Annotated in this window: 22 protein-coding genes; 7 read left to right on the forward strand and 15 right to left on the reverse strand. The window is 45.8% G+C overall.

Annotation, left to right across the window (positions count from 1 at the left end; translation table 11 throughout):
* Nucleotides 1–524 precede the first annotated feature (524 nt).
* Both rpoS and L4C36_RS11375 read left to right on the forward strand, forming a co-directional pair.
* A complete protein-coding gene (gene rpoS, locus L4C36_RS11370) occupies nt 525–1,400 on the forward strand; it encodes an RNA polymerase sigma factor RpoS (RefSeq protein ID WP_428477919.1) in 876 nt (291 codons plus the stop codon).
* Between the two features lie 662 nt (nt 1,401–2,062).
* Entirely contained in the window at nt 2,063–2,569 is a 507-nt protein-coding gene (locus L4C36_RS11375) for a YceB family lipoprotein (protein ID WP_428477989.1), read from the forward strand.
* A 68-nt stretch (nt 2,570–2,637) separates the two neighbouring features.
* Here L4C36_RS11375 and L4C36_RS11380 read toward each other — a convergent pair whose 3' ends face one another.
* Nucleotides 2,638–3,036, reverse strand: a complete 399-nt coding sequence (locus L4C36_RS11380; protein ID WP_428477920.1) for a hypothetical protein — start codon at nt 3,034–3,036, stop codon at nt 2,638–2,640.
* Nucleotides 3,037–3,248: 212 nt separating this feature from the next.
* Nucleotides 3,249–4,397 carry a chromate efflux transporter gene (gene chrA / locus L4C36_RS11385; protein WP_428477921.1) on the reverse strand — a complete coding sequence of 383 codons (1,149 nt, stop codon included), beginning with the start codon at nt 4,395–4,397 and terminating at the stop codon, nt 3,249–3,251.
* Between the two features lie 184 nt (nt 4,398–4,581).
* On the opposite strand from chrA, the gene L4C36_RS11390 reads away from it, so the two are divergent.
* Together L4C36_RS11390 and L4C36_RS11395 are read left to right on the forward strand one after the other, a co-directional pair.
* Entirely contained in the window at nt 4,582–5,508 is a 927-nt protein-coding gene (locus tag L4C36_RS11390) for a LysR family transcriptional regulator (protein ID WP_428477922.1), read from the forward strand.
* A gap of 91 nt (nt 5,509–5,599) precedes the next feature.
* Nucleotides 5,600–6,223: an OmpA family protein gene (locus L4C36_RS11395; protein WP_428477923.1), complete on the forward strand. Its 624-nt coding sequence runs from the start codon at nt 5,600–5,602 to the stop codon at nt 6,221–6,223.
* Between the two features lie 101 nt (nt 6,224–6,324).
* On the opposite strand, the gene L4C36_RS11400 is transcribed toward L4C36_RS11395, so the two are convergent.
* Complete coding sequence (locus L4C36_RS11400; protein ID WP_428477924.1) at nt 6,325–7,434, reverse strand: 1-acyl-sn-glycerol-3-phosphate acyltransferase; 1,110 nt, start codon at nt 7,432–7,434, stop codon at nt 6,325–6,327.
* A gap of 272 nt (nt 7,435–7,706) precedes the next feature.
* On the opposite strand from L4C36_RS11400, the gene L4C36_RS11405 reads away from it, so the two are divergent.
* Nucleotides 7,707–8,390, forward strand: a complete 684-nt coding sequence (locus L4C36_RS11405) for an AraC family ligand binding domain-containing protein (RefSeq protein WP_428477925.1) — start codon at nt 7,707–7,709, stop codon at nt 8,388–8,390.
* Between the two features lie 202 nt (nt 8,391–8,592).
* On the opposite strand, the gene L4C36_RS11410 is transcribed toward L4C36_RS11405, so the two are convergent.
* The gene (locus L4C36_RS11410) at nt 8,593–9,141 is read right to left on the reverse strand and encodes a hypothetical protein (protein ID WP_428477926.1); all 549 of its coding nucleotides are present in this window, start codon (nt 9,139–9,141) and stop codon (nt 8,593–8,595) included.
* Nucleotides 9,142–9,202: 61 nt separating this feature from the next.
* On the reverse strand, nt 9,203–9,724 hold the full coding sequence (locus L4C36_RS11415) for a nicotinate-nicotinamide nucleotide adenylyltransferase (protein ID WP_428477927.1): 522 nt from the start codon (nt 9,722–9,724) through the stop codon (nt 9,203–9,205).
* Between the two features lie 183 nt (nt 9,725–9,907).
* Between L4C36_RS11415 and nadE the strand changes: the two genes are divergently transcribed.
* On the forward strand, nt 9,908–10,744 hold the full coding sequence (gene nadE / locus L4C36_RS11420; RefSeq protein WP_428477928.1) for an NAD(+) synthase: 837 nt from the start codon (nt 9,908–9,910) through the stop codon (nt 10,742–10,744).
* A gap of 133 nt (nt 10,745–10,877) precedes the next feature.
* Here nadE and L4C36_RS11425 read toward each other — a convergent pair whose 3' ends face one another.
* The 6 genes from L4C36_RS11425 to vxrA form a co-directional block, all read right to left on the reverse strand.
* Nucleotides 10,878–11,393: a phosphohydrolase gene (locus L4C36_RS11425; protein WP_428477929.1), complete on the reverse strand. Its 516-nt coding sequence runs from the start codon at nt 11,391–11,393 to the stop codon at nt 10,878–10,880.
* Nucleotides 11,394–11,581: 188 nt separating this feature from the next.
* Complete coding sequence (locus L4C36_RS11430; protein WP_428477930.1) at nt 11,582–11,752, reverse strand: YoaH family protein; 171 nt, start codon at nt 11,750–11,752, stop codon at nt 11,582–11,584.
* Nucleotides 11,753–11,814: 62 nt separating this feature from the next.
* Nucleotides 11,815–13,032: an NnrS family protein gene (locus L4C36_RS11435; RefSeq protein ID WP_428477931.1), complete on the reverse strand. Its 1,218-nt coding sequence runs from the start codon at nt 13,030–13,032 to the stop codon at nt 11,815–11,817.
* A gap of 91 nt (nt 13,033–13,123) precedes the next feature.
* Complete coding sequence (locus L4C36_RS11440) at nt 13,124–13,987, reverse strand: DUF2861 family protein (protein WP_428477932.1); 864 nt, start codon at nt 13,985–13,987, stop codon at nt 13,124–13,126.
* A 2-nt stretch (nt 13,988–13,989) separates the two neighbouring features.
* A complete protein-coding gene (locus L4C36_RS11445; RefSeq protein ID WP_428477933.1) occupies nt 13,990–14,652 on the reverse strand; it encodes a response regulator transcription factor in 663 nt (220 codons plus the stop codon).
* Complete coding sequence (vxrA, locus tag L4C36_RS11450) at nt 14,627–16,066, reverse strand: sensor histidine kinase VxrA (RefSeq protein WP_428477934.1); 1,440 nt, start codon at nt 16,064–16,066, stop codon at nt 14,627–14,629. Before vxrA ends, L4C36_RS11445 begins: the two co-directional genes overlap by 26 nt.
* Nucleotides 16,067–16,525: 459 nt before the next feature.
* Between vxrA and L4C36_RS11455 the strand changes: the two genes are divergently transcribed.
* Nucleotides 16,526–16,924: a hypothetical protein gene (locus L4C36_RS11455; RefSeq protein ID WP_428477935.1), complete on the forward strand. Its 399-nt coding sequence runs from the start codon at nt 16,526–16,528 to the stop codon at nt 16,922–16,924.
* Nucleotides 16,925–16,982: 58 nt separating this feature from the next.
* Here the strand turns inward: L4C36_RS11455 and pntB are convergent, their stop codons facing one another.
* The 4 genes from pntB to L4C36_RS11475 form a co-directional block, all read right to left on the reverse strand.
* Nucleotides 16,983–18,377 (reverse strand): Re/Si-specific NAD(P)(+) transhydrogenase subunit beta, encoded by a 1,395-nt coding sequence (pntB, locus tag L4C36_RS11460; RefSeq protein WP_428477936.1) that lies wholly within the window; start codon nt 18,375–18,377, stop codon nt 16,983–16,985.
* 12 nt (nt 18,378–18,389) lie between these two features.
* Nucleotides 18,390–19,949, reverse strand: coding sequence for a Re/Si-specific NAD(P)(+) transhydrogenase subunit alpha (locus tag L4C36_RS11465; RefSeq protein WP_428477937.1), 1,560 nt, complete (start codon nt 19,947–19,949; stop codon nt 18,390–18,392).
* A 442-nt stretch (nt 19,950–20,391) separates the two neighbouring features.
* A complete protein-coding gene (locus L4C36_RS11470) occupies nt 20,392–20,673 on the reverse strand; it encodes an HlyU family transcriptional regulator (protein ID WP_428477938.1) in 282 nt (93 codons plus the stop codon).
* 301 nt (nt 20,674–20,974) lie between these two features.
* The gene (locus tag L4C36_RS11475; protein ID WP_428477939.1) at nt 20,975–21,169 is read right to left on the reverse strand and encodes a hypothetical protein; all 195 of its coding nucleotides are present in this window, start codon (nt 21,167–21,169) and stop codon (nt 20,975–20,977) included.
* Nucleotides 21,170–21,444: the final 275 nt, after the last annotated feature.

A 21,444-nucleotide genomic window follows, 5' to 3' on the forward strand; every position in this document is an offset into this window, starting at 1 on the left:
TAATTCGCCTGTAATTCATGGCTATATTTTAGATTGAGATTATCCAGCATTTCATTTTTATCTATTCAAATTAACTCACTGTAAAACAAACATTTCAAGCGAATGAACGCCATTACTGCTGGCTAAATAAAAACCATGTTAATCAACACATTATTTATGGTTCTTATATATATTTGGTCAGCTAACGATCAATTAAAAGCAGATAAATGGCGTTATTATTTTTTGATGCGAAATATTACCCCGCTGTTCTTCTTTCTATTTTCTATCGAAAACCCACTACTCCTCATTACATTTGTTAGCCTCAATACCTAGACTCTATAATTGAGCTTATTGTCATTTAATCGGTATTTTCCGTTCACTCATCACAATTTAACAAGCCATGCCGCTTGATTGATACGTATATAACCAAATAATCTGCATTCCCTAGTGGTATACGCCATGTATTCATGTTACCGTGAGTATGTAACAATTTAAAACAAAAATATTACATTTATTTGGCTTTCACTTTTTATTAGGGGTGGGATATGGATATCAAATCACAAGAGCTAAACAGTTTTGATGCAGACGTTATTCATCTATATCTACAAGAAATCGCACACAAACCGTTACTGTCAAAAACAGATGAAGTGCTTTACAGCCGTAAAGCGTTGGTGGGTGATGATGCGTCAAAAGCCATCATGATTGAGAGCAACTTGCGTCTGGTCGTCAGCATTGCGAAGAAGTACCGTAGCAGTGGTATGCTACTGAGCGATCTGATCGATGAAGGGAATATCGGTTTAATCACCGCCGTTGAAAAGTTTGACCCTGAGCGTGGGTTCCGTTTCTCCACTTACGCGACGTGGTGGATCAAGCAAACCATCGAACGTGCTATTCATAACCAAGCCCGCACTATTCGCTTGCCGGTACACGTATCAAAAGAAATTAATACGATTTTACGTACGCACAAAAACCTGATGAAGAAGACCAACCAGGAACCTACACACGAAGAAGTCGCAGCAGCGCTGGACCGTTCGGTGAATGAAGTTTCAAGTGTGTTGGCTTACGATGCGCCCGTTGTCTCTATTGACCAGCAAATCTCGGAAGATTCTAATTCACAGAGCATTGCTGCTTTCATTGCTGATGAAGGCGGTATGCAGCCAGACAACGAAGTCAACAAGCAAGACATCAGCCGCTTGGCAATTACAATGCTAGAAAGCTTGAATGCGCGTGACAGAGAAATTCTTTGCCGTCGCTTTGGTTTGTTGGGCTACGAAGCACAAACGTTGCAACAGGTGGCTGACGAAGTGGGCTTAACCCGTGAACGTATTCGCCAACTGCAGGTGAGTTCGCTGAAAAAACTGAAAAATACGCTAAGCCGCGACAATTACAATATCGAGTTATTGTTCGCCGAATCCGCATAAGGACGCCCTACCCGATTTACAGATCTTCCGCACTCAGTCTTGCCCCGTTTAGGGGCTTGATGCTTTTACTGTCTATGCAAATCCTTCTATATGGTTCAACATCTTTATGTGCATCATCGCCATGTAATTGATGATTAACTGTTTCACCCCTTCTGTTGCCGCTCACCGATTATCGCCGTTGAAAAAACCGCATCGTTATTTCTTGATATAGCATGGTCACTTACCCAATAAGTCACACTGATAAAATAGGCAAGGCTTTGCATGTTCACGATGATTTCAAACCGCGTCCTCCGCATACTGATTCCCCTGTTTCTCCTTACTACGTTTGTCGTCATGCCATTGCATGCTGAAGCGGGTGTAAAAAGTAAGGCGAAGCAATGCAAAAAAGTACAATCAAAAATCACTAACATTCAGAAAAAAATGCGCTCAGGCTACTCTGTCGAGCAAGGTGTTAAATATCATAAAAAACTAAACAAACTGTACAAAGAAGAATTTAAWTACTGCAGGTAGGATAAAAAACAGGGATAACTGATGGCATTGCCTTTATGTCTCATTTATGAACAGGCATAATTGGACGTTTTTGATAATAATCAAAATAAGTCAGATAAGAGATGTCAAAAGTGAAAAAAGTGTATGTAATCCTCGCGGCCTTCGCGTGCAGTATGTTGTTATCGTCGTGTGCAAGTTATAGCGTCACAGAACAAGATATGCAGCATTATCTCGATGATAAAGCGAAGTTTGAGCGCACTGTAGGAATAAGAGGCATTGCGCACGCAAATGTGAAATTCGATGATATTAAAGTCGGTATTGGCCGCGTTGCCAATGACCGCGTGAACTTGGATGCAAAATCTGAAGCCAACGTCACCATTTACGGTCAAAAGCCACAAACGGTTAACCTTAACGTTAGCTTCAGTGCGGTGCCGTATTACGACAAAGCCGAGGGCGCCATTTTCCTTAATGATTTAAACGTTGAAAACATCGACATTCAACCGAACTCATTGAACTTGCCGACGAAGCAATTGCTCACGCCGGTTATTGAGATGGTTGGCCAGTTCTTACTGACCCGCCCAGTTTACCGACTCAATGAAGATGACTTTAAACAATCAGCATTAAAAACAGCAAGACCTGAACTGCTGATTAAAAACCATGCTTTAGTTATTCAGATGTAGGTCGGGTATTTAAGTAGACCCCCCTGTTCGATTTGTCACAAATCTAACTGCTATAAACTCTCGGGCTGCTATTCTTGCGGCCTTTCTTTTGATTGATCCAAGTCGGATTGATCCTGATCTAACGACGAAGCATCCATAAACGATGAGTCCGAGAATATTGACGGTGAAAAGGATGAATCTGGAAATGACTGATCTAAAAAATGCGTGCCGGCGGCTTCATCAATGATCTGTACGGCCTGCTCCGCTTGAAAGGCTTTTCGCATAGCTTCTGCCGCATAGTCTCGTACAACATTGGCATTCGATGACACATACACCACGATAAACAACGTGATACTCACTACGCTGCCGATAGCGACTAACAGTATTTTCCTAAATAATCTGTCTTCCATCGCGCTGATTTCTTCTTTGATCTGCTTGGCCACATCAAAGTTGGTTAAATTCTGTCGAACGGGGTTTTTCTTCACCATATCGTTACTGGGTCACCTGTCATTTAATCCGCCATTCTAGTGCTCAGCCCTTAACTTGACCTTAATCGATGGTATCTATTATTTCATGCGAACGATTAGTTTAATAAGCGTTCATCACAATTAAATTATAGTGCGTTAGAGTCATAAAAAAATACGACCAAGAGGCCGTATTTTTCTTTATACATCACTGTCTATCTGCAGATTGCCGTCTATTACAGAGCCATTTTGTAGCCAACAAAGAGTAAAATCAGCAGCCAGACCGGGCATTGACGGTATTTCAACAAATAGAATCCCACCAATACCGCGACTACATCCGCCACATTGCCGATGGATGAGGTCAAAACAGGTTGAATAAATGCACTGCCCAGCAAGCCGACAACTGAAGCATTCACCAACAGGATTGCACTCTTCAGTGCCTGGTGACTAAACAACGCATTCCAAGCCGGTAAAAAGGCAAACAACAGTAAACTACCCGGCAAGAATACCGCTATCGTTGCCACCAAACTGCCAAGCACGGGGCTATCTGTGATGACCGATGCGCCAAGATAGCTCGCCATTGTAAACATTGGCCCGGGTACTAACTGCGCCGAAGCGTAAGCACTCAGGAAGGTATCAGGTGCCACCATCCCTTCTAGCATAGGTTCTAACAGAGGTAACACGACATGCCCACCGCCGAAGACGAAACTACCCGCTTGATAGAATACGTTGAATAAATGGGCGTATTCTGAGGTATGCGCAACAAACGGTAAGCCAACCAATAGCAGCACAAACAACACTAATAGCCACACGATCGGGCGAATTGGTGACGTTTCTACCGTTTGCTTCGAGTGCGTTAACTGACGTGCTGATAACACATACCCTAATGCAGCCGCCAATAAGATTGGAACGATTTGCCCAAGTAAACCCGAGGTAAAGAACACGCTCACCCCGGTTGCTATCGCAATACCCGCGGTCAGTTTATCGGTAATGTTCTTTTTTACCATCCCCCACAAGGCATCTGCGACCACAACGACAGCTAATAATTTGGCCGCCTGAATGAAGGTGTCGATAATAGTGACATCGTTGTATTGTTGGTTACCAATGGCTAAAAATGTCAGTAGCAAAAACGACGGAAAGGTAAACCCTGTAAATGCCGCCACTGCGCCTTTATATCCGGCTTTTTTATAACCAATAAACATCCCTAACTGGCTACTTGCCGGACCGGGTAAAAATTGACAAAGTGCCACAGCGTGCGTGAAATCTTGATCACTTAACCACTGTTTCTTTTGCACGAATTCACGCTGAAAATACCCAATGTGAGCCGCAGGCCCACCAAAGCTATAAAGACCGAGCAGAAAAAACTGCCACATTACCTTGAACATAGATCCTCCTATTGATGGCGTTATCATATCCATAGCAACAGGATTAATGAAATCGTTAGTTTCAATTTTATATATTGATAATACTGATGAATCACCATGACGTGCACACCTTGTTGAGATTACGCATTACATGCGGCTAATCAATGATATACTCGTCTGAATTGTCGAAATTTGGTCTTTCGTTATGCTTGAAAACTTGCAACAGATGGTCATTCTTGCCACTGTCGGTCACGAACAAAACTTTACCCGCGCGGCTGAGCGATTATCGATTTCAAAGTCTCAAGTCAGTAAGCAGATCCGACTGTTAGAGGAACGTTTAGGTTGTCAGCTGGTACAGCGAAGTACGCGTACCGTGGCATTGACCGATATTGGCTTGCAGTACGCGGAATACGGGCAGCAATTGTTAGATACCGTAAATGAAGCGGAAGCGTTGGTTGCGGGGTATCGCAATGAAATACGAGGCGTATTACGTATCGGTATTGCGCAGTCTTTCGGCAACGTCAATATCACGTCAGCCTTAGCTGAGTTTCAAAAAAGCCACCCGGATTTAGAGCTGGAAGTCAGCCTGTTTGATCACCGCCCTAACCTACTTGAAGAAGGGTTTGACTGCTGGGTCGCGATTCATGAACACCCGCCCGAAGGCATGGTGGCAAGAAGACTGGCGAACTGCCACTTTACTGTTGTCGCGTCGCCTGAATATGTCGATGCGCACGGTGCGCCAAGAGTGCCCGGCGATCTTCGTCAACATAACTGCATCACTTATCAAAGCCGAGAACGAAAGTACGAAAACTGGGAGTTCACCCGTGACGGTATTCATCAGTCTATTCGCGCGCGTGGCAACTACCGTATCGATAATGCACCGGCGGTGTTAGACGCCGCAAAATCTGGACTGGGCATTGCCTATTTAGCCACGTATCTGATCACGGATGAATTTGAGACAGGCAAACTGGTTGCGTTGCTCCCTGAATGGAAAGCAGATTTGGAGCTACCCATTTATGCGGTCTATCCACGTCGCAAATACCTTGCGCCGAAAGTCCGCTGCTTCATTGACTTCATGTCTGAGCGCATGGCGACTCCGCCTTACAAAAATGCCACGCCGATAGCTTATTAAGCGCCAAATCTCACTCTTGCCGTTGTGATTCATTCGGCTTCAGCTAAACCTTAAAGTAACACTGTCACTTTAAGGTTGGCTGGTCGCTATCATGACATTTCTACAGCGCTTCTTCTGTTTGCTTTTCCACGCGTCTAAGCCACAGCCCCGTCGCTTTCTTTGTCAGCGCCGCCCTGTCATACCGCTAACGTTACCAACCATCTTGTTCATGACTGCCAGTTTACTTGCTGGTTGTGGCAATGGCAGTGACAGCGTCACGAACCCATTACTTGAAGGCGGTAATACGCACCCCGTTAACCGTTCAGAATCCCTGTATCTCCCTGATGCGAAACTACTCTTATCGAAGCTGCCGGAAGCCCGTACCACAGTGTATTTCCCCGAAGCACAATCCGCATTAACGGTCACTGATCAGCTCAATATTGACCCCATTGCGGTGCGATTACGGCAGCACCCTGACAGTTATGTGTTAGTGATTGGCCATGCCGATGAGTTCACCGATGAAAATGACAATATTGCGCTGTCATTTGAACGCGCCTTCAGTGTGGCTATCTATATTTCATCTGTCTTTGGGGTTGAAGAAGAACGGATTCAGTTGGTGTCTGCGGGCAGTAGTGAGAAAGGGTTAACGGATGCGAAGGCGTTTCGTCGTGTGGATATTATTAGCCCGGAAGCCATTGTCCGAACATTTAACCCGCACCCCAAGCCGTCATTTTAGTCTTAGTAACAGGCATAAAAAAGCACCACACTTTCAGAAATCGTCCCTCGCGTTATGCAGGGCTATCTCTGGCAAGGTGGTGCTTTCTTATTAAACAGCCTTTACGACAGCTTTTTCAGTGCCGGCGTCGCGTACATGGTTTTGAGAATGTCTATCACACCCAGAGGCAGATCGGCCACTTTCTCATTGAAACGGGCAGTCTCTGCGTCTGTCACGGATTCATGCTCGATGCCCGCAGCAATGTAGTTTGCGGGAAACAGATGGTAATTCTGCGTAATTTGGCGATCAATCTCAGCGGCCAACAGGTCGGGGGTTTCAAACTCATCACGGATCACATCGCCAAAGCTCACGTGAATACGACGCTTATGGCCTACGATGCCCTGAATAATGCTCTCGATGTCTTCAAATTCGCCTTTCTCATAACTGCCCTGCGTCTGCTTCTGGTACAGCTCTTTCGCTTTGGCAATATCGCAAGGATCATTTTCATAAGAAATGGACACCGGCACAATGTTCAACTGTGGCATGAACTCAGGGAAAGACAATTTACGCTGACGGCCTTCCATGAAGAACATTTTCAAAATAGCAGGATCCGTTCTATCGTTACCGTCTTTTGCACGCCCTTCTTTTTGTGCGATCCAGATTGAATTACCTGTTTCAAGCGAATGTGAAATGTAGCTCGATAATAAACCCAGTGCTTTGAGCATTTCGCGGGGGGCTTTGGCCGAACGGCGAACAATGAAGCTCTTGTTCAAACGCATCAATTCGGTCGCACAGGGCTTTTTAAGTAGGTTATCACCAATGGCAATACGCACGGTGTTGAAGCCATTATTGAACATACACCAGTTCACCATGGCAGGATCCATGGCGATATCACGGTGATTAGAAACAAATAAATAAGACTGCTTTGGGTCAAGCTTCTCTAACCCTGTATACGTGACGCCGTCACAAGAATGCTTGATCGTGCCATGCATGTATTTGGCTACCTGACGCTGTACGTCAGCTACCGTTTTCACATTCGACCATTTTTTGATCAAGAAACGTTTGATCAATGGCGTCAGTACCCAGCCCAATACGCCGGATAACTGAGGGAAGCGATAATTCAAAATCGCATTAATGAAATCTTTATCATTGATCAGGCGTTCAATCGCCCCGCTGACTTCGTCATCATTGTACGGACGAATATCTTGGTAAATGTCGTTATCTATTTGCACAATTTGGCTTCATTAATTAATAAACTGCGGTATTTTACGCAGAATTTAGAGTGATCCCAATGAGATAAATCTAAACCCTACAATGGTTGGAGGTCTTACCAGAAAAAACTGCGACAACTTTCGCCACTTTACCTAAGATACAACCAAATAACCGTGTATTATTCGACATTCCTACGGCATCCTCCAATAGTTTTCACTCTAGTGACGTGCTTCAGTTGACGCTAAGTGGAAAAAATAACAATATGTATGGGCATTTTTGCTAGAGATTCACTATGAAACAAGCCATCGATTTTTCTACCCATCAACAAACCTTTCTCCATGTCGGCGCACGTCGAAAAAGTCCTCACGCTTTGATGTTGATCATCAACCAAGGCTGCGTGCTGATTCGCTTGGGGCAACAAGAGTTTACGGTAACAGCCAGCCAAGGCTTTTTTATTCCCTTTGACTGCTTACATGCCGTTACTGTACTGCCGGGCACGCACTATCACTCGTTGGCATTTTCTGCCCGCCTAACGACGCCTTTATGCCGTGAAGCTGGCTATTTCACCGTCTCACCGTTAATCGCTGCAGTGGCGAATGAATTGGCATCGGCACAACAACGCGGCGATACCCTACCGTTGAGCGGGGAATCTGGCAACTTACTGCGAGTGCTCAGTGACCAAGCATCCAAACTAAAAGTGAAAAGCGCCTCTATCGCGCCAGGGCTTGCCGCCGATCACGTCCATGTATTGGTGCACCTGCTAAAAGGTGACAAGGTCACAAATGCAGCTATCGCGACGACCATCGCCAAGTATATCGGTTACTCACTCAAAGAAATTGAAACATGCCTGTTAATGCGAGAAGCCGCACGCTTGTCTCGCTCTGGTCGCAAAGTGGCACAAATCGCAGAGGCGTTACACACAACACCCGAGTTGTTGAACGCGATGGCGAACCCTATCTTGGGTGAATCACTGTAATATTGATCCCTCCCCGTCAATACGTGAAGGGATACATAACAGGCCTGCGCCGAGAAACTGACAGCCTGTGTACATCTATTCTGGCACAATGAAAAATAGATGCGCAAAAAACGAAAAGCGGCGAGAATTATCGCCGCTTTTCGTCATTCAGTCGCGCTATGTCTGTGCGGCTGCCTTGTCGTTTGAGTTTAGGACTCACCCATTACTGAAACGGGATCTCAACTTGGATGAACACGTCATCTAAGTCACTCTCTTCATGCCAGCGGTAATCAAAACGCACACGTGGTGATTGGTTATCTTCCCCTCCAACCCCAAAACTCATCTGCAACCCGTACTTTTTCAACCAGTCTTTGGTGTTTTCAAATTGCATATCATCGTCTTTTGCATAGCGGTCAGGCAACCAAAAGCCCAACCCGTAAAAGCTCGAATCCGAATTGGATGATACAACGGGGGAATCCAATTTTTTTGCCCAATTATCCCAAAAGGTACCACGAGCTTGCGCGCTCTTATCTGACCATTCCATACGTAAAACGTCATCTCGCTGAGACGTTGACGCTGTCGCTGGGATCGCGGTATTTCCCGCATCTGATGGCATCAGTACGGGCTTATCACTGGAACAAGAAGCGAGGTGTGCCTTCTGCTGCGTCTCCGACAGTGCCGCAAATTCCCCTTCATCAAGGGAGGCGCACGCATTAACGTCAACAGGCATTATCGTTAAGGACAAACCCGCTAGTAAGTAAGAAAACAACATCTTTCTACTGCTACTACATGTCATGTAAGTGGATTGACAAATCATCAATCGAAACAAAAACCTATTTAGTGTACCAAACATTATCACGTAACATTTTAGCAACTTTTTCGGTTGTTAAATGTGAGACAGTACGACTATTGATAATATGTTCACGAATATCACTGCTTCTCACATGGACCGTTTCTGGGCAAGCCAGTACCTGCCAACGCGCCATAATAGCCTCTGACTGATAAAACTTACTGAAATTCATAAAGTTATCAGGACCCACAACGAAGGTTAGGTTGGCCTCTGGGTCTGCTCGCTGTAATGCTTCTAACACAGCAAACGTGGTAATGGCTTCTGTGCCAACCGCAATGTCTTCCTCTACGCGTGACAGCGTCACATTGGGCAATTGAATGTCTTCGATAAATGCTGACACTAACTCACAACGTGATGAGTAATCTAACATTTGCTTGCCCCACGCATGACGGAAGCTGGGAACCAGTAACACCTTGTCGAAATGGCTAAGCCGCTCAAGCACGGATTGATGCCCAATACTTGGCGGGTTAAATGCACTACCAAAGACGGCGATTGATGTTGTCATGTCTAGAATGCCCCTTTTTTAAGCCGTTTTGTTGATAATTCCATTTTATTATCACGAGAGGATTGATCCTGACATAGAGTTATCGCATGATTTTACAAAAGGTTTAATGCATTTCACTTTTTTTTTGCATTGCATTACGTCATGTGGTTACAAAGCGGGCAATGCCCGGAGGATTCATTGACTATGGAAGAGATCATTCTTCAAGAAATGCGCGTATTGCCAACAATTGATGTCGAGTTTGAAATCGCGCGTCGTATCGCATTCATTCAGCGTAAACTCAAACAGTCACGTTGTCAGTCGCTGGTATTAGGGATCAGTGGCGGTGTAGATTCAACAACCTGTGGCCGTTTGGCGCAGTTGGCTGTTGATGAATTGAACCTGCAGGAAAATACTGACGCTTACCAATTCATTGCCGTTCGCCTGCCTTACGGAGAACAGCAAGACGAAGATGAAGCGCAATTGGCGCTGTCCTTTATTCAGCCATCACACTCTGTGAGCGTGAACATCAAAGACGGTGTTGACGGCAGCCATGCAAGCACCCTATTTGCGCTTGAAGGCACAGGGTTAATTCCGGCTGATGCTGGCAAGGTTGACTTTGTCAAAGGCAATGTAAAAGCGCGCATGCGTATGATTGCACAATATGAAATTGCTGGCTTAGTAGGCGGATTAGTGCTGGGCACTGACCACTCGGCGGAAAATATCACAGGCTTCTACACCAAGCACGGTGACGGTGCGTGCGATCTTGCCCCTCTTTTTGGCCTAAACAAGCGCCAAGTGCGTTCATTGGCTGCAAAATTGGGCGCGCCGGATCAGTTGGTCTATAAAGTACCCACCGCCGATCTGGAAGAATTGGCGCCGCAAAAAGCCGATGAAGATGCGCTAATGGTGACTTACGATCAAATCGATGACTTCTTGGAAGGCCGTGAGGTTGAACAAACCGTCACGGATCGCCTTGTGAGCATCTACAACGCCACTCAGCACAAGCGTAAACCAATCCCGACCATTTACGACGCTGAATAAGGGTGTGATTGCACACTCTGTGAATACCGAGATTCTCGAGTAAATCAAAAAGAAAAAGGGCGAAATGATATTGCTATCATTTCGCCCTTTTACACAATCTACACTGTCTTACCACGTCGACAGCGACGTGAATCTATGACGCTTCGGAATGGCGCAGCAAATTATCTAGCTCCCACCACAATGCCTCGCACAGCCCTTGACGATACACGGCCTTTTTAAAGGCGGCATGTTCCATCTGGTATTGTTCATAGTAATTTTCTTTGCTGGATAAGCTCGCCCGTACATTAGCCAGTCGATCACAGGTTTTGACAATAAGGGCAAGCCGAGCGGATTCTTCATCGGTACTCAGCATGGACAAACGGTGGTTAATCTCAGCTTTGCGTGCCTGACGGTCATCTAATTGACTGTCTGAAATGTATTTCACCGCATCTGCTACCACAAAACCGAAATCAGCAATCAATTCATTAATATTGGTTCCTGTATCTTCAAGCACGTCATGCAATTGCGCGACGATCATCGCATTTGAACCAAAAGGACTGGCTAAGCGCGAAACAGCTTCAAGATGGACATAGTAAGGCAGGCTGCCATACATCTGCCCTTTATGCTTTGCCCGTGCCAGTGTGCACGCCTTGAGATATCGGTTATTCATCTGCCCCCCAATCTGTTCAATGCCCGCTTCTCACTCTGTCCTTACTCACGGTATGGATTCAGAGGATATATAGGATTGATTGTACCCAACCGACATGAAACATCTGGGATTTACGACACGATTTGACGAAAAAACGGCCATCTTTCGATGACCGTTGGGGATTTTTTCTTTAAGCGGAACGAATAACGTTACTGATCGTTCTCTTGCGCTGCTTTTTTTTGTGCGTCTGCTTCTCGGATTGCGTTCGCGACCATCATGATGGCTTCGCCGCTGCTGAACCCTTGTGCCATAAGCTCATGAATTTTATCTGCCGCTTCTTGTTGCTGGGCATGGGTCAGTGTCGGTGTGTTGTTAAACATAAATCATTTATCCAAGAAAAAAAGCCAGTTTAGGGATTTTGTCCCCTATTGTCATCTGCTTATTAGCCCGGACGGCCATCCACACGTGGGCGTGTTAGCACGGGGTAATAAACGACGGTAAATATCGCGTATGCCACGGCCCATAAACTGGCCGAAATCACATAACCGGATAACGTCAAGCTGGGCCAAAGTGCAATCATCAATGTACGCACTAAAGTCGCCAATACGAGCATGGCAAACGCGACTTTCATCATCACGCCAATCTGTAGGCTGCGTCCGGTATGCCCTAACGAGACACGTGCAATCATGGCCAATACCATGCAGCCAATACCGCCGACCGTCAGACTGTGCAGCGCAATACTTTCACTGACACCGCCCACCGTGTAATGCATCGCCAATAGGAACAGGCCGATAATCATGGCCGCATAGGCAAAATGCAACAACCACAGCAACGGCACTCGACAAGTGGAAAGCGTACGCCAACGAAGAAAGCGCGCCAAATGACAAACGGCCGTGACTGTTAATAACACCGGCAACGAAAAACGATTAATGGCGTCTGGAATCGACAGCAGCACATTCAGCAGCAGTAACCAACTGGGTACTAACGCAGCAAATTCAAGCCCTTTCACACGGGTGATTTRTTCGGTATTCGTCCCACGCCAAGTAAAGAATGGAATGACCCTGCCGCCCACAATCAATACAATCAGGCTGATCACCATGACGGTCATCATCGACAGTGAATGGGTCGAAGCAATGTGCAACGCCTGACCCAGCCCCAACGCATTAAGGTGGAATAATGCATTCAGTGCGGTCATCAGGATAATTAATGGCACAAAGAAGAGGTTGTTCCATTGCTTGCGGATAAGAATGGGGACAGCAAGAAAGTAAGCCGCAAGTGGCATCCAAAGTAGATCAACCAGCATCCATACCCAATGTGGGCTACCGACCAATAAGGCAACGCGCGCAATCAACCAGCAAGCAAAAATCACGGCAAGCTTTGGCCCTCTTACGCCCGGATTTCCCGTCCAATTTTGTACGGCCGTCAGCAAAAAGCCGATAATAATAGCACCGGTAAAGCCGAACAGCATTTCGTGGCTGTGCCACCATATCGGATTACTATACATCCAGCCAGTAGGTTGTAACAGGCCAGCCCAAAACAACGCCCAGACCAGCATGGCAACAACAGAAAACGCACTGCCTGCTAAAAAGAAAGGTCGAAATGCGAGACGAAAAAGCGGGAAAATTTTCTGTTCTTTTTCATTATCAAGAATTTGCATCATGGTTCACTACACCGCGCTTATAAGATGCATCTATAATACAACTTATAAGATGCAAATGAAATGCACCTTATGGAACTTTTACTCAGTGAGACTACAGCCCTGAGTGATCAATCGGTCGAGTGATGCTCTGAATATCTAAAATGCCGATTTCGCCTTGCCAGCGGCTTTCGATCACCCCCACGCTTAACCAATAGCGACCATCGGGTAAATCCAGCTTGGGTAGCGTCGTCGGTAATTTACCGTCCACGTTTTCCGTCCACAGCGGTGTCCATGAGGTGTCCTCTAAATCATAGACATTCATCGACAACACCGGTGACGGACACGCGCGATCAGGCAAGCCGTTACGCTCAATGCGCCAGCTACTACTGTCAATCCAGCCGATTTGCTGCTTACTCTGCGGTCGCGTCATCAGCACCCAGGTTTTAAAGCTGACATCACCATCGGCATTGATCACCAATTGGTACAACCCTTCACTGCTGGCCTTTTCCAATCGCCGCGTTTCCAATGAGAAATAGCCACCATTGTTGATTTTCGGCGTCGCCGACAGCACGACTTGATCGGGCCAATGAATAAATTGGATCTCCGTAATACGTCGATCAGCGGTGCCGTTAATGGCCAGTCGCGGCAACACTTGATTTTGGTTCTGCACCATTTCACGCTGGATCACTAAGCTGGTCAGCCAAGACGGCAATACCGCGCGATCAAGGCTATGCCCACAATCTTCTGTAATGGCCAGTTGCAAGAGCGCATTGAGGTTATTTTGCTGATCTGCAGAGGGGGTTTGCTGCCAGGCTTGCACTATGGAGTCAAAACTCTCATTGGTGCGCCCTTCCAGCAGTTTTTGGTGCGCGACAGTGAAAATATCTTGGTTCATGAACCACTTCGCCGTTGCAGTCGGCACCAGAAATGCTGACTGCAACAGAAGTAATGAACACGTTAATGACAGTTTTGACATTATTACGCTGATTTCATCCGGTAGCCCACACCACGGAGGGTTTCGATTTCAATGCCCGGTAATTTCTGACGCAACTGCAAAATGTGAGTATCAACGGTACGTGTTGTTGGGTAGTGATTATAACCCCACACCTGATCTAATAGTTCGTCACGAGTAAAAACGCGACCCGCATTTTTCGCCAGAAAAACCAACAATTCAAATTCCGTGCGCGTTAGCGTAATGCAGGCATCTGCCAACAACACTTCACGGCTATCCAGATCAATGCTGATCTCGCCCACTTTCACCACGTTGGTCATCGGCATATCCGGCGCCCCCGTACGTAGGTGAAGGCGAATACGCGCCAGCAATTCTTCCTCGGCGAACGGCTTGGTCAGGTAATCTTTCGCCCCTGAATCAAGGCCAATCACTTTGTCTGACACCGACACCATCGCGGTGAGCAAAATCACCGGTACATGTTTAAGGCCAAGCCATGTATGTAAGAAGCTTAAAGAGTCCCCTTCAGGCAATTGGCGATCGAGGATCACGAGATCCGCGTTCGGCCATAATGCCGCGACATTTGTTGCACAGTCAGCGTACAAGCAGTTGTAGCCGGCTTCTTTCAAGCTCTCGAGTAAACCATCGGCAAGGTTGCGGTCATCTTCAACCAGAAGCAGAGTTTGATTCACACGGTATCTCCAATATAAAAGTGGTTGGGGGACCTATCAGTTTCATTCGTCCACCCATTCTGCATATCATCGATTCAACGATAGTAAGACCAAGCCCTAGACCTCTTTCACTTACGAAGGGCTTTCTTAATCTGGCCCAATCTTTTGAGCCAAGCTGTCCTTTATCTGAAACGCTTACAATCAATTTTCCGTTATTGAACGATGATGTTAATGTTACGGGCTTTACGCCATATTTGTTGGCATTGGATAGCAAGTTATCAATACACGTACCCAGCCAATAGATGTTCACATCGACGGGGCGATCATCGGCTAACTCCAATGTCACCTCGTACGGTTCACTTAAGTATTCAACCCATTCATTAAATGATTCAACGTGTTGAACACTGAGTTCTTGCTGATTAGCTTGTAAGTAGTCCTTACTGGCCTCAGCCAATTGCCGTAATCGGCGTGAGTCTTCGGTTAAACGCCTGAACTCATCATATAAGGTTTCGGGCAAAGCATCAAAGTTACGCCGGAAACCTTCAACTGTCATGGCCAAGCTGGCAATCGGTGTACGCAATTCGTGCGTGAGAATTTGCAGAACGAGCATGCGTTCTTGCATGGCACGTCGACGAATGCGCCAACGGTAAAAGCCCCACCCGAAAAGCAAGCCCACATTCACCACTAATAACCCAACTAAGAGATAGAGGGTTAAATGTGATTTGTCTTCTTCTTCCCAACAAATATTGCCGCTTTTCAGTACACAAAAGCCGCTTTGATTCAAACGGGTAAAATGCACATCGAATTTCCCCATCACAGGTGACCACGTCGGTTGGCTGTATATGTGGTATTCGTTCCCGTTTCTTATCCATAGTTCGCCATTAGAAACAAAGGTTTCTGCGCCGGATGTGAAAACCTCAATTTCTTCATGGCTCATACGCTGCAATCGCCCCAAAACAGTATTGGTCGGCGCTAATTCACGTTCTTGGATATGCAAAAACGGGTTCAGCTTGTCCACCATGTCCGGGTACTTTTGCACATAACGTTGCGCGTAACTGCCCCCGCCTGGGTGAATATAGCCCGCTCGGGCGAACCATCCCATCGGTAAAATCGTACGGTTACATATCGCGCGCGTAAACACCAAGGGTTGAGTCAGTAACGGGGTGACAGGCCAAGGTCCTTTACACGTCATCGAGCTTTTATAAAGGCGCTGTAAGGCTTTTAACGGGTAATCCGAAGATTGTGGCAACAATGAGGAATGCAAAATCAGTGCACTAGGGAACTGGCTTTGTAATTGCCTGAAATCATAGGTCGCGATTGGTTCACTCGCCAAGAGTTCAGACCGAACGGCATTTAAGCGTTCTGGTAAATTTTCCGCAAAGGCCGATGGTGCGCCCAGCAGTAGCAGTGAGATCAAAAGGACGTATTTTTTCATGGGGGCAGTCTATCATTCAAATCCCGACTATTGTCAGGGAAGTGTCATTCGCTTGCTGGTTAAGTAATCGAATAATATCAAGTATTAAACTGCACAGACTATAGAATTCAATCACGAGGCAGAAGGTAGCGCAAAAAAACATCAAATCCGCCATATCAGTCCAATTACATTACTGAATGCACCAAATCTCAAACTTCCTTTTAGTTTCATAGGCTTGCCTAGTGCCTACGTAGGCTAAAATTATCATAAAGATAGGTAACAAAATTCTACTCATATGAACTACTAGCGTGTATTATCCACCGCCTAAAAACAAGGTTCGATGTCTTTAAGAACCATATTTGATAATGCTATGAATGTACAAGACAAATGCGTTCTCATCTCGGCACATGTAGACGAATTGTTCGAGCTTAGCTCCATTCAAGGCAAGACTCTCGTATTCACTTGATACTTAATATAAAAATGAAAAAAATTTTAGCTTTATTGATCGCAGCAACAGTAACCGGATGTTCAACTATCACCAACGGTTCAAATGAAGAGTTATCTTTTAGTTCTCATGAAGAAGGTACAAAACTATATATCAATGGCCAGTACCGAGGTAATGACTATACCAATATTACTGTTGAGCGAGGGAAGCGTCACACTGTTATCGCTAAGAAAAAAGGCTGCAAACAGTCTGTTGTGACAACAGATTATAGCTTTCAGTGGGGAAAAAGCCTTGTACTTAACGTGCTTATTGACTTCGGTATTTTCACCATCCCGACTGATTTGTTGACGAAAGCCGCATGGCAAACAACAGAAAGTCATTACGATGTTACTCCTATTTGTGAAGTAAATGATTCTGTTGAGTCAGAAATCTAAATCCATTTTCATAAAAAAAGGGAGCCGAAGCTCCCTTTCCAACTTGCGCCCTATTTATTTATAGATGCTCAAGGATCTTGTTACATGTTTCTTTCGCATCACCGAACAGCATCTGAGAGTTCTCTTTGAAGAACAATGGATTCTGTACACCGGCATAACCTGTGTTCATTGAACGCTTAAACACGATAACATGCTTGGCATTCCACACTTCCAAGACTGGCATGCCAGCGATTGGGCTGTTTGGATCTTCCATTGCCGCAGGGTTAACGGTGTCATTCGCACCAATGACCAAAACAACGTCTGTTTGTGGGAAATCATCGTTGATTTCGTCCATTTCCAACACGATGTCATACGGGACTTTCGCTTCAGCCAGCAACACGTTCATGTGGCCTGGTAGACGACCCGCAACAGGGTGAATACCAAAGCGAACATCTACCCCCTGCTGACGCAGTCTGTCTGTGATCTCATGTACTGGATACTGAGCTTGAGCGACTGCCATGCCGTATCCTGGAGTGATAACCACTGAGCGTGCATCTTTCAGCATTTCTGCCACTTCTTCAGCAGACGCCTCACGGTACTCGCCTTCTTCTTCGTCACTTGATACCGTCACGGTTTGACCGAAGCCACCGGCGATAACGCTAACGAATGAGCGGTTCATCGCTTTACACATGATGTACGACAGAATAGCACCTGAAGAACCCACCAATGCACCCGTTACGATCAGCAGGTCATTCGCAAGCATGAAGCCGGCTGCGGCGGCTGCCCAACCTGAGTACGAGTTCAGCATTGAAACAACGACAGGCATGTCTGCACCACCGATGGATGCCACCAAGTGATAACCGAATGCAAACGCAATTAACGTCATCACAATCAGAGCAAACATGCTGCCGTCTGCTTTCACGAAGTAAATCATGAGCGCCGTTGAGACCACAATCGCAGCAAGGTTCCACTTGTGTTTGTGCGGAATGTTCAGTGCAGAAGAAGAAATGATACCGCGCAATTTACCGAATGCGACAATTGAACCTGTAAAGGTCACTGCACCGATGAAGACACCCAAGAACACTTCAACCATGTGGATGACATGCTCAGCATGCATGTCCGCTGGATTAGCTAGACCCATTGCAGGTGGCTCGATAAAGCTGTTGTAGCCTACCAGCACCGCGGCCATACCAACGAAGCTATGCAAAATAGCTACCAGCTCTGGCATTTCCGTCATTTCTACGCGCTTTGCGTAGTAAATACCAATACCACCACCAATAACCATGGCAATAATGATCCACGAGATACCTTGCGAATCAGGACCAAAAATGGTCGCAATAAGCGCGATAGCCATACCGGCAATACCGAAGTAGTTACCAGTACGGGCAGACTCTTGCTTTGACAGACCAGCCAAACTCAAGATGAAAAAGAGAGCAGCTACAATATATGCCGCTTGTGTTAAACCTTCAGACATTACTGACTACTCCTACTTATCCCTACGGAACATTTCAAGCATGCGCTTGGTGACTGTGAAACCGCCAAATATATTGATACTCGCAATCAATACGGCAATAAACGCAAGGACAGAAACGACCGCGTTACCATGACCGATTTGAAGCAGAGCACCCACAACGATGATGCCGGAAATTGCATTTGTTACGGACATAAGCGGTGTGTGCAGCGCATGGGTTACGTTCCAAACCACGTAGTAACCAATCACACAAGCGAGGATAAATACGGTAAAGTGAGACAAGAATGCAGCAGGTGCAACAGAAGCCACCCAACCAAACGCACCGACGGCGGCGGCCAGCGCCACAACTTTCTTCACTGGCGACGTCGGTTCTTCCACTTTCTCTACTTTTTCAGCAGGCTGGGCCTGTGGCTTCGCTTGCGGCTGCGCAGAGACTTTGATTGGTGGCGCAGGCCAAGTCACTTCACCTTCTTTGATCACGGTCAGGCCACGTAGCACTTCGTCATCAAAGTTAATGTCGATGTTACCGTCTTTCTCTTTACAGAGCAGTTTCATCAAGTTAACAAGGTTGGTACCGTAAAGCTGAGAAGACTGTGTCGGCAAGCGGCCAACCATGTCGGTATAACCAATGATTTTCACACCGTTTGGTGTGGTAATCACTTTATCGGCTTCGGTGTACGCACAGTTACCGCCGTTAGCAGCCGCAAGGTCAACGATCACACTGCCTGACTTCATTGAGTCAACCATCTCTTTGGTGATCAGTTTCGGTGCAGGACGGCCTGGGATCAGTGCCGTTGTGATGATGATATCGACATCTTCCGCTTGTTCAGCATAAAGACGCTCAGCGGCTTTATTGAACTCGTCTGACATCTCTTTGGCATAACCGTCACCAGTTGAGGTGTCTTCTTTGTAGTCGACTTCAAGGAAATGAGCCCCCATCGATTCGACCTGCTCTTTAACTTCAGGACGAACATCGAAAGCACGCACGATAGCACCAAGGCTACCTGCAGCACCGATGGCAGCGAGACCCGCAACACCGGCACCCGCGACCAACACTTTCGCAGGTGGCACTTTACCCGCAGCGGTAATTTGACCGGTAAAGAAACGACCAAATTCATGCGCGGCTTCAACAACAGCACGGTAACCTGCGATATTTGCCATTGAGCTCAGTGCATCCAATGCCTGGGCACGTGAAATACGCGGAACAGAGTCCATCGCCATGACGTTAATATTCTTACTAGACAGTTTCTCTAGTAATTCAGGATTCTGTGCTGGCCAGATGAAGCTAACAAGACTCGCCCCTTCTTTGAGTAAGGCAAACTCATCAACACCGGTCTTTTCACATACCGTGGGAGCATTGACCTTAAAGATCACATCAGACGCCCAAACGTCTTCATGACTCACTACTGTCGCACCCGCAGCTTCATACGCTGCATCGTCGAAACTAGCACCAACACCAGCATTGCTTTCTACTGCAACACTGAACCCCATTTTTAATAACTGTTCGACCGTTTTAGGCGTCGCAGCCACTCGCGTTTCATGGGCGAGTATTTCCTTAGGCACACCAATTTGCATTATTATTCCCTAAATTTTGGCAAATAAGTAACAATTTTTTATCCAACCATACGCGTAATATCAAGCGTTTTGTAGTAAAAATACAAAAACAACCGAATCGAGCATTCTTTTATGCAACAAATGTTACCTTCTAACGGTAAGAAAATAACGTCTGAAGTTCGTGGACAGAGGTCGAACCACACTAAAATTGAAGAATCGAAATGATGCCAAATGAACAGAGTCACTCTTTTCGGCATAAAAACCCGATTAGATCGCTATTAAAGCGAAATTTTAGCGTAGAAAGATCCGGTATGCAGCAAGGAATAAGAAGCGTTGAGGCTTTTGTCGCCAGAAGAAACATCAATCCTTGATGCATACGCGCAATAACGCGATGTCCAACGTGTAATATCAACACGTGCATGGTATTCACTCACTGTAAATAACCTGTCACGTGTTTGTTTGATCAACGGAACATGCTGTCGCCGTTCTGATCAATAAACATTTTCGCTTTGTTTACCATGAAGGTTTCTGCGTCGACTTTTGATCCCATTAAGTCTGAGCGAATAAACGTATGGGTTTGCGTTTCACCATCACTGGTTTTACAAATTCGGCCAGCAATACGAAACTGCCCCCCTTCCGCCTTAGGTTCTGGGTAAATCAAAAAACCTTTATATTCGACAGGCTCAACGTCAGGTTGTTTAGGTGCTGATTGATTAAAACCAAACCATTTAGAAAAAAAGCCCACAACAAAATCTCCAAGCTTATGTTTATGCCTTATCAGTATCATGCCATTGCGTTATAAACAAGTTGAAACGCATGTAAATCATTAAAAAACGTAACGAAACCGTCTTTTTCAACAACGCTCTACTCGTAATTCGCAGCCAGCAGGTACAAGGTTACGTCAGCGAAAGAGTAAACTGCCGCTTCATGATGCCGCTAACGTTAAGGTCACTGATAATTCATTGATATTTTGACCCAGCATAAACGCAAAACGCTGGCCTAAGCCAGCGTTTTTATGTGAATTTTCCGTGCGTTACCCAGCAGTATCAACGATAGACGCCAATATCTTTTTGCAAGTGCACCGGTAGGTCCGAAACATTGTATTGTTTTGCCGGTTTGTTACTGCCTGAGAAGATGTCTAATGCGTGAGCAATCAATCCTTTGATGTTAACCGCATAGGCTTTTTGGTCCAAAGCGGTTGACGGTGCTGCTATGGTGTCAAAATTCATTGCCTGTGCCATGATTGCCTCTTGATGTTTGTTTGACTAATGGATGAAGTGTTTTCAATAAAATCATTCTAACCCGTTCATTTAACAGTCAAAAGAGACAAAATTTCAACTCGCATTATTAGTTTTTATAATGTGTTTATTTTTTGTTAAAACAGCACGATCACAATGATATATGATTCATACAATCAGCATAAGCACGCTTTTTTTACGCTTTATCATGAATAGACATTTTATTGTTGCTTTAGCGCCTCGATAGATTAACAATAACGCAACACACCCAACATTAA

It is taken from the genome of Photobacterium japonica, from assembly GCF_050337005.1.
Classification (GTDB): Bacteria; Pseudomonadota; Gammaproteobacteria; order Enterobacterales; family Vibrionaceae; genus Photobacterium; species Photobacterium japonica.

Excerpts from the sequence above, each read along its gene's own strand:
- rpoS (WP_428477919.1), top strand. The coding sequence starts at position 525 with ATGGATATCAAATCACAAGAGCTAAACAGTTTTGATGCAGACGTTATT.
- L4C36_RS11375 (WP_428477989.1), top strand. The coding sequence starts at position 2,063 with ATGTTGTTATCGTCGTGTGCAAGTTATAGCGTCACAGAACAAGATATG.
- L4C36_RS11380 (WP_428477920.1), bottom strand. The coding sequence starts at position 3,036 with ATGGTGAAGAAAAACCCCGTTCGACAGAATTTAACCAACTTTGATGTG.
- chrA (WP_428477921.1), bottom strand. The coding sequence starts at position 4,397 with ATGTTCAAGGTAATGTGGCAGTTTTTTCTGCTCGGTCTTTATAGCTTT.
- L4C36_RS11390 (WP_428477922.1), top strand. The coding sequence starts at position 4,582 with ATGCTTGAAAACTTGCAACAGATGGTCATTCTTGCCACTGTCGGTCAC.
- L4C36_RS11395 (WP_428477923.1), top strand. The coding sequence starts at position 5,600 with ATGACATTTCTACAGCGCTTCTTCTGTTTGCTTTTCCACGCGTCTAAG.
- L4C36_RS11405 (WP_428477925.1), top strand. The coding sequence starts at position 7,707 with ATGAAACAAGCCATCGATTTTTCTACCCATCAACAAACCTTTCTCCAT.
- L4C36_RS11410 (WP_428477926.1), bottom strand. The coding sequence starts at position 9,141 with ATGTTGTTTTCTTACTTACTAGCGGGTTTGTCCTTAACGATAATGCCT.
- L4C36_RS11415 (WP_428477927.1), bottom strand. The coding sequence starts at position 9,724 with ATGACAACATCAATCGCCGTCTTTGGTAGTGCATTTAACCCGCCAAGT.
- nadE (WP_428477928.1), top strand. The coding sequence starts at position 9,908 with ATGGAAGAGATCATTCTTCAAGAAATGCGCGTATTGCCAACAATTGAT.
- L4C36_RS11425 (WP_428477929.1), bottom strand. The coding sequence starts at position 11,393 with ATGAATAACCGATATCTCAAGGCGTGCACACTGGCACGGGCAAAGCAT.
- L4C36_RS11430 (WP_428477930.1), bottom strand. The coding sequence starts at position 11,752 with ATGTTTAACAACACACCGACACTGACCCATGCCCAGCAACAAGAAGCG.
- L4C36_RS11440 (WP_428477932.1), bottom strand. The coding sequence starts at position 13,987 with ATGTCAAAACTGTCATTAACGTGTTCATTACTTCTGTTGCAGTCAGCA.
- vxrA (WP_428477934.1), bottom strand. The coding sequence starts at position 16,066 with ATGAAAAAATACGTCCTTTTGATCTCACTGCTACTGCTGGGCGCACCA.
- L4C36_RS11455 (WP_428477935.1), top strand. The coding sequence starts at position 16,526 with ATGAAAAAAATTTTAGCTTTATTGATCGCAGCAACAGTAACCGGATGT.
- pntB (WP_428477936.1), bottom strand. The coding sequence starts at position 18,377 with ATGTCTGAAGGTTTAACACAAGCGGCATATATTGTAGCTGCTCTCTTT.
- L4C36_RS11465 (WP_428477937.1), bottom strand. The coding sequence starts at position 19,949 with ATGCAAATTGGTGTGCCTAAGGAAATACTCGCCCATGAAACGCGAGTG.
- L4C36_RS11475 (WP_428477939.1), bottom strand. The coding sequence starts at position 21,169 with ATGGCACAGGCAATGAATTTTGACACCATAGCAGCACCGTCAACCGCT.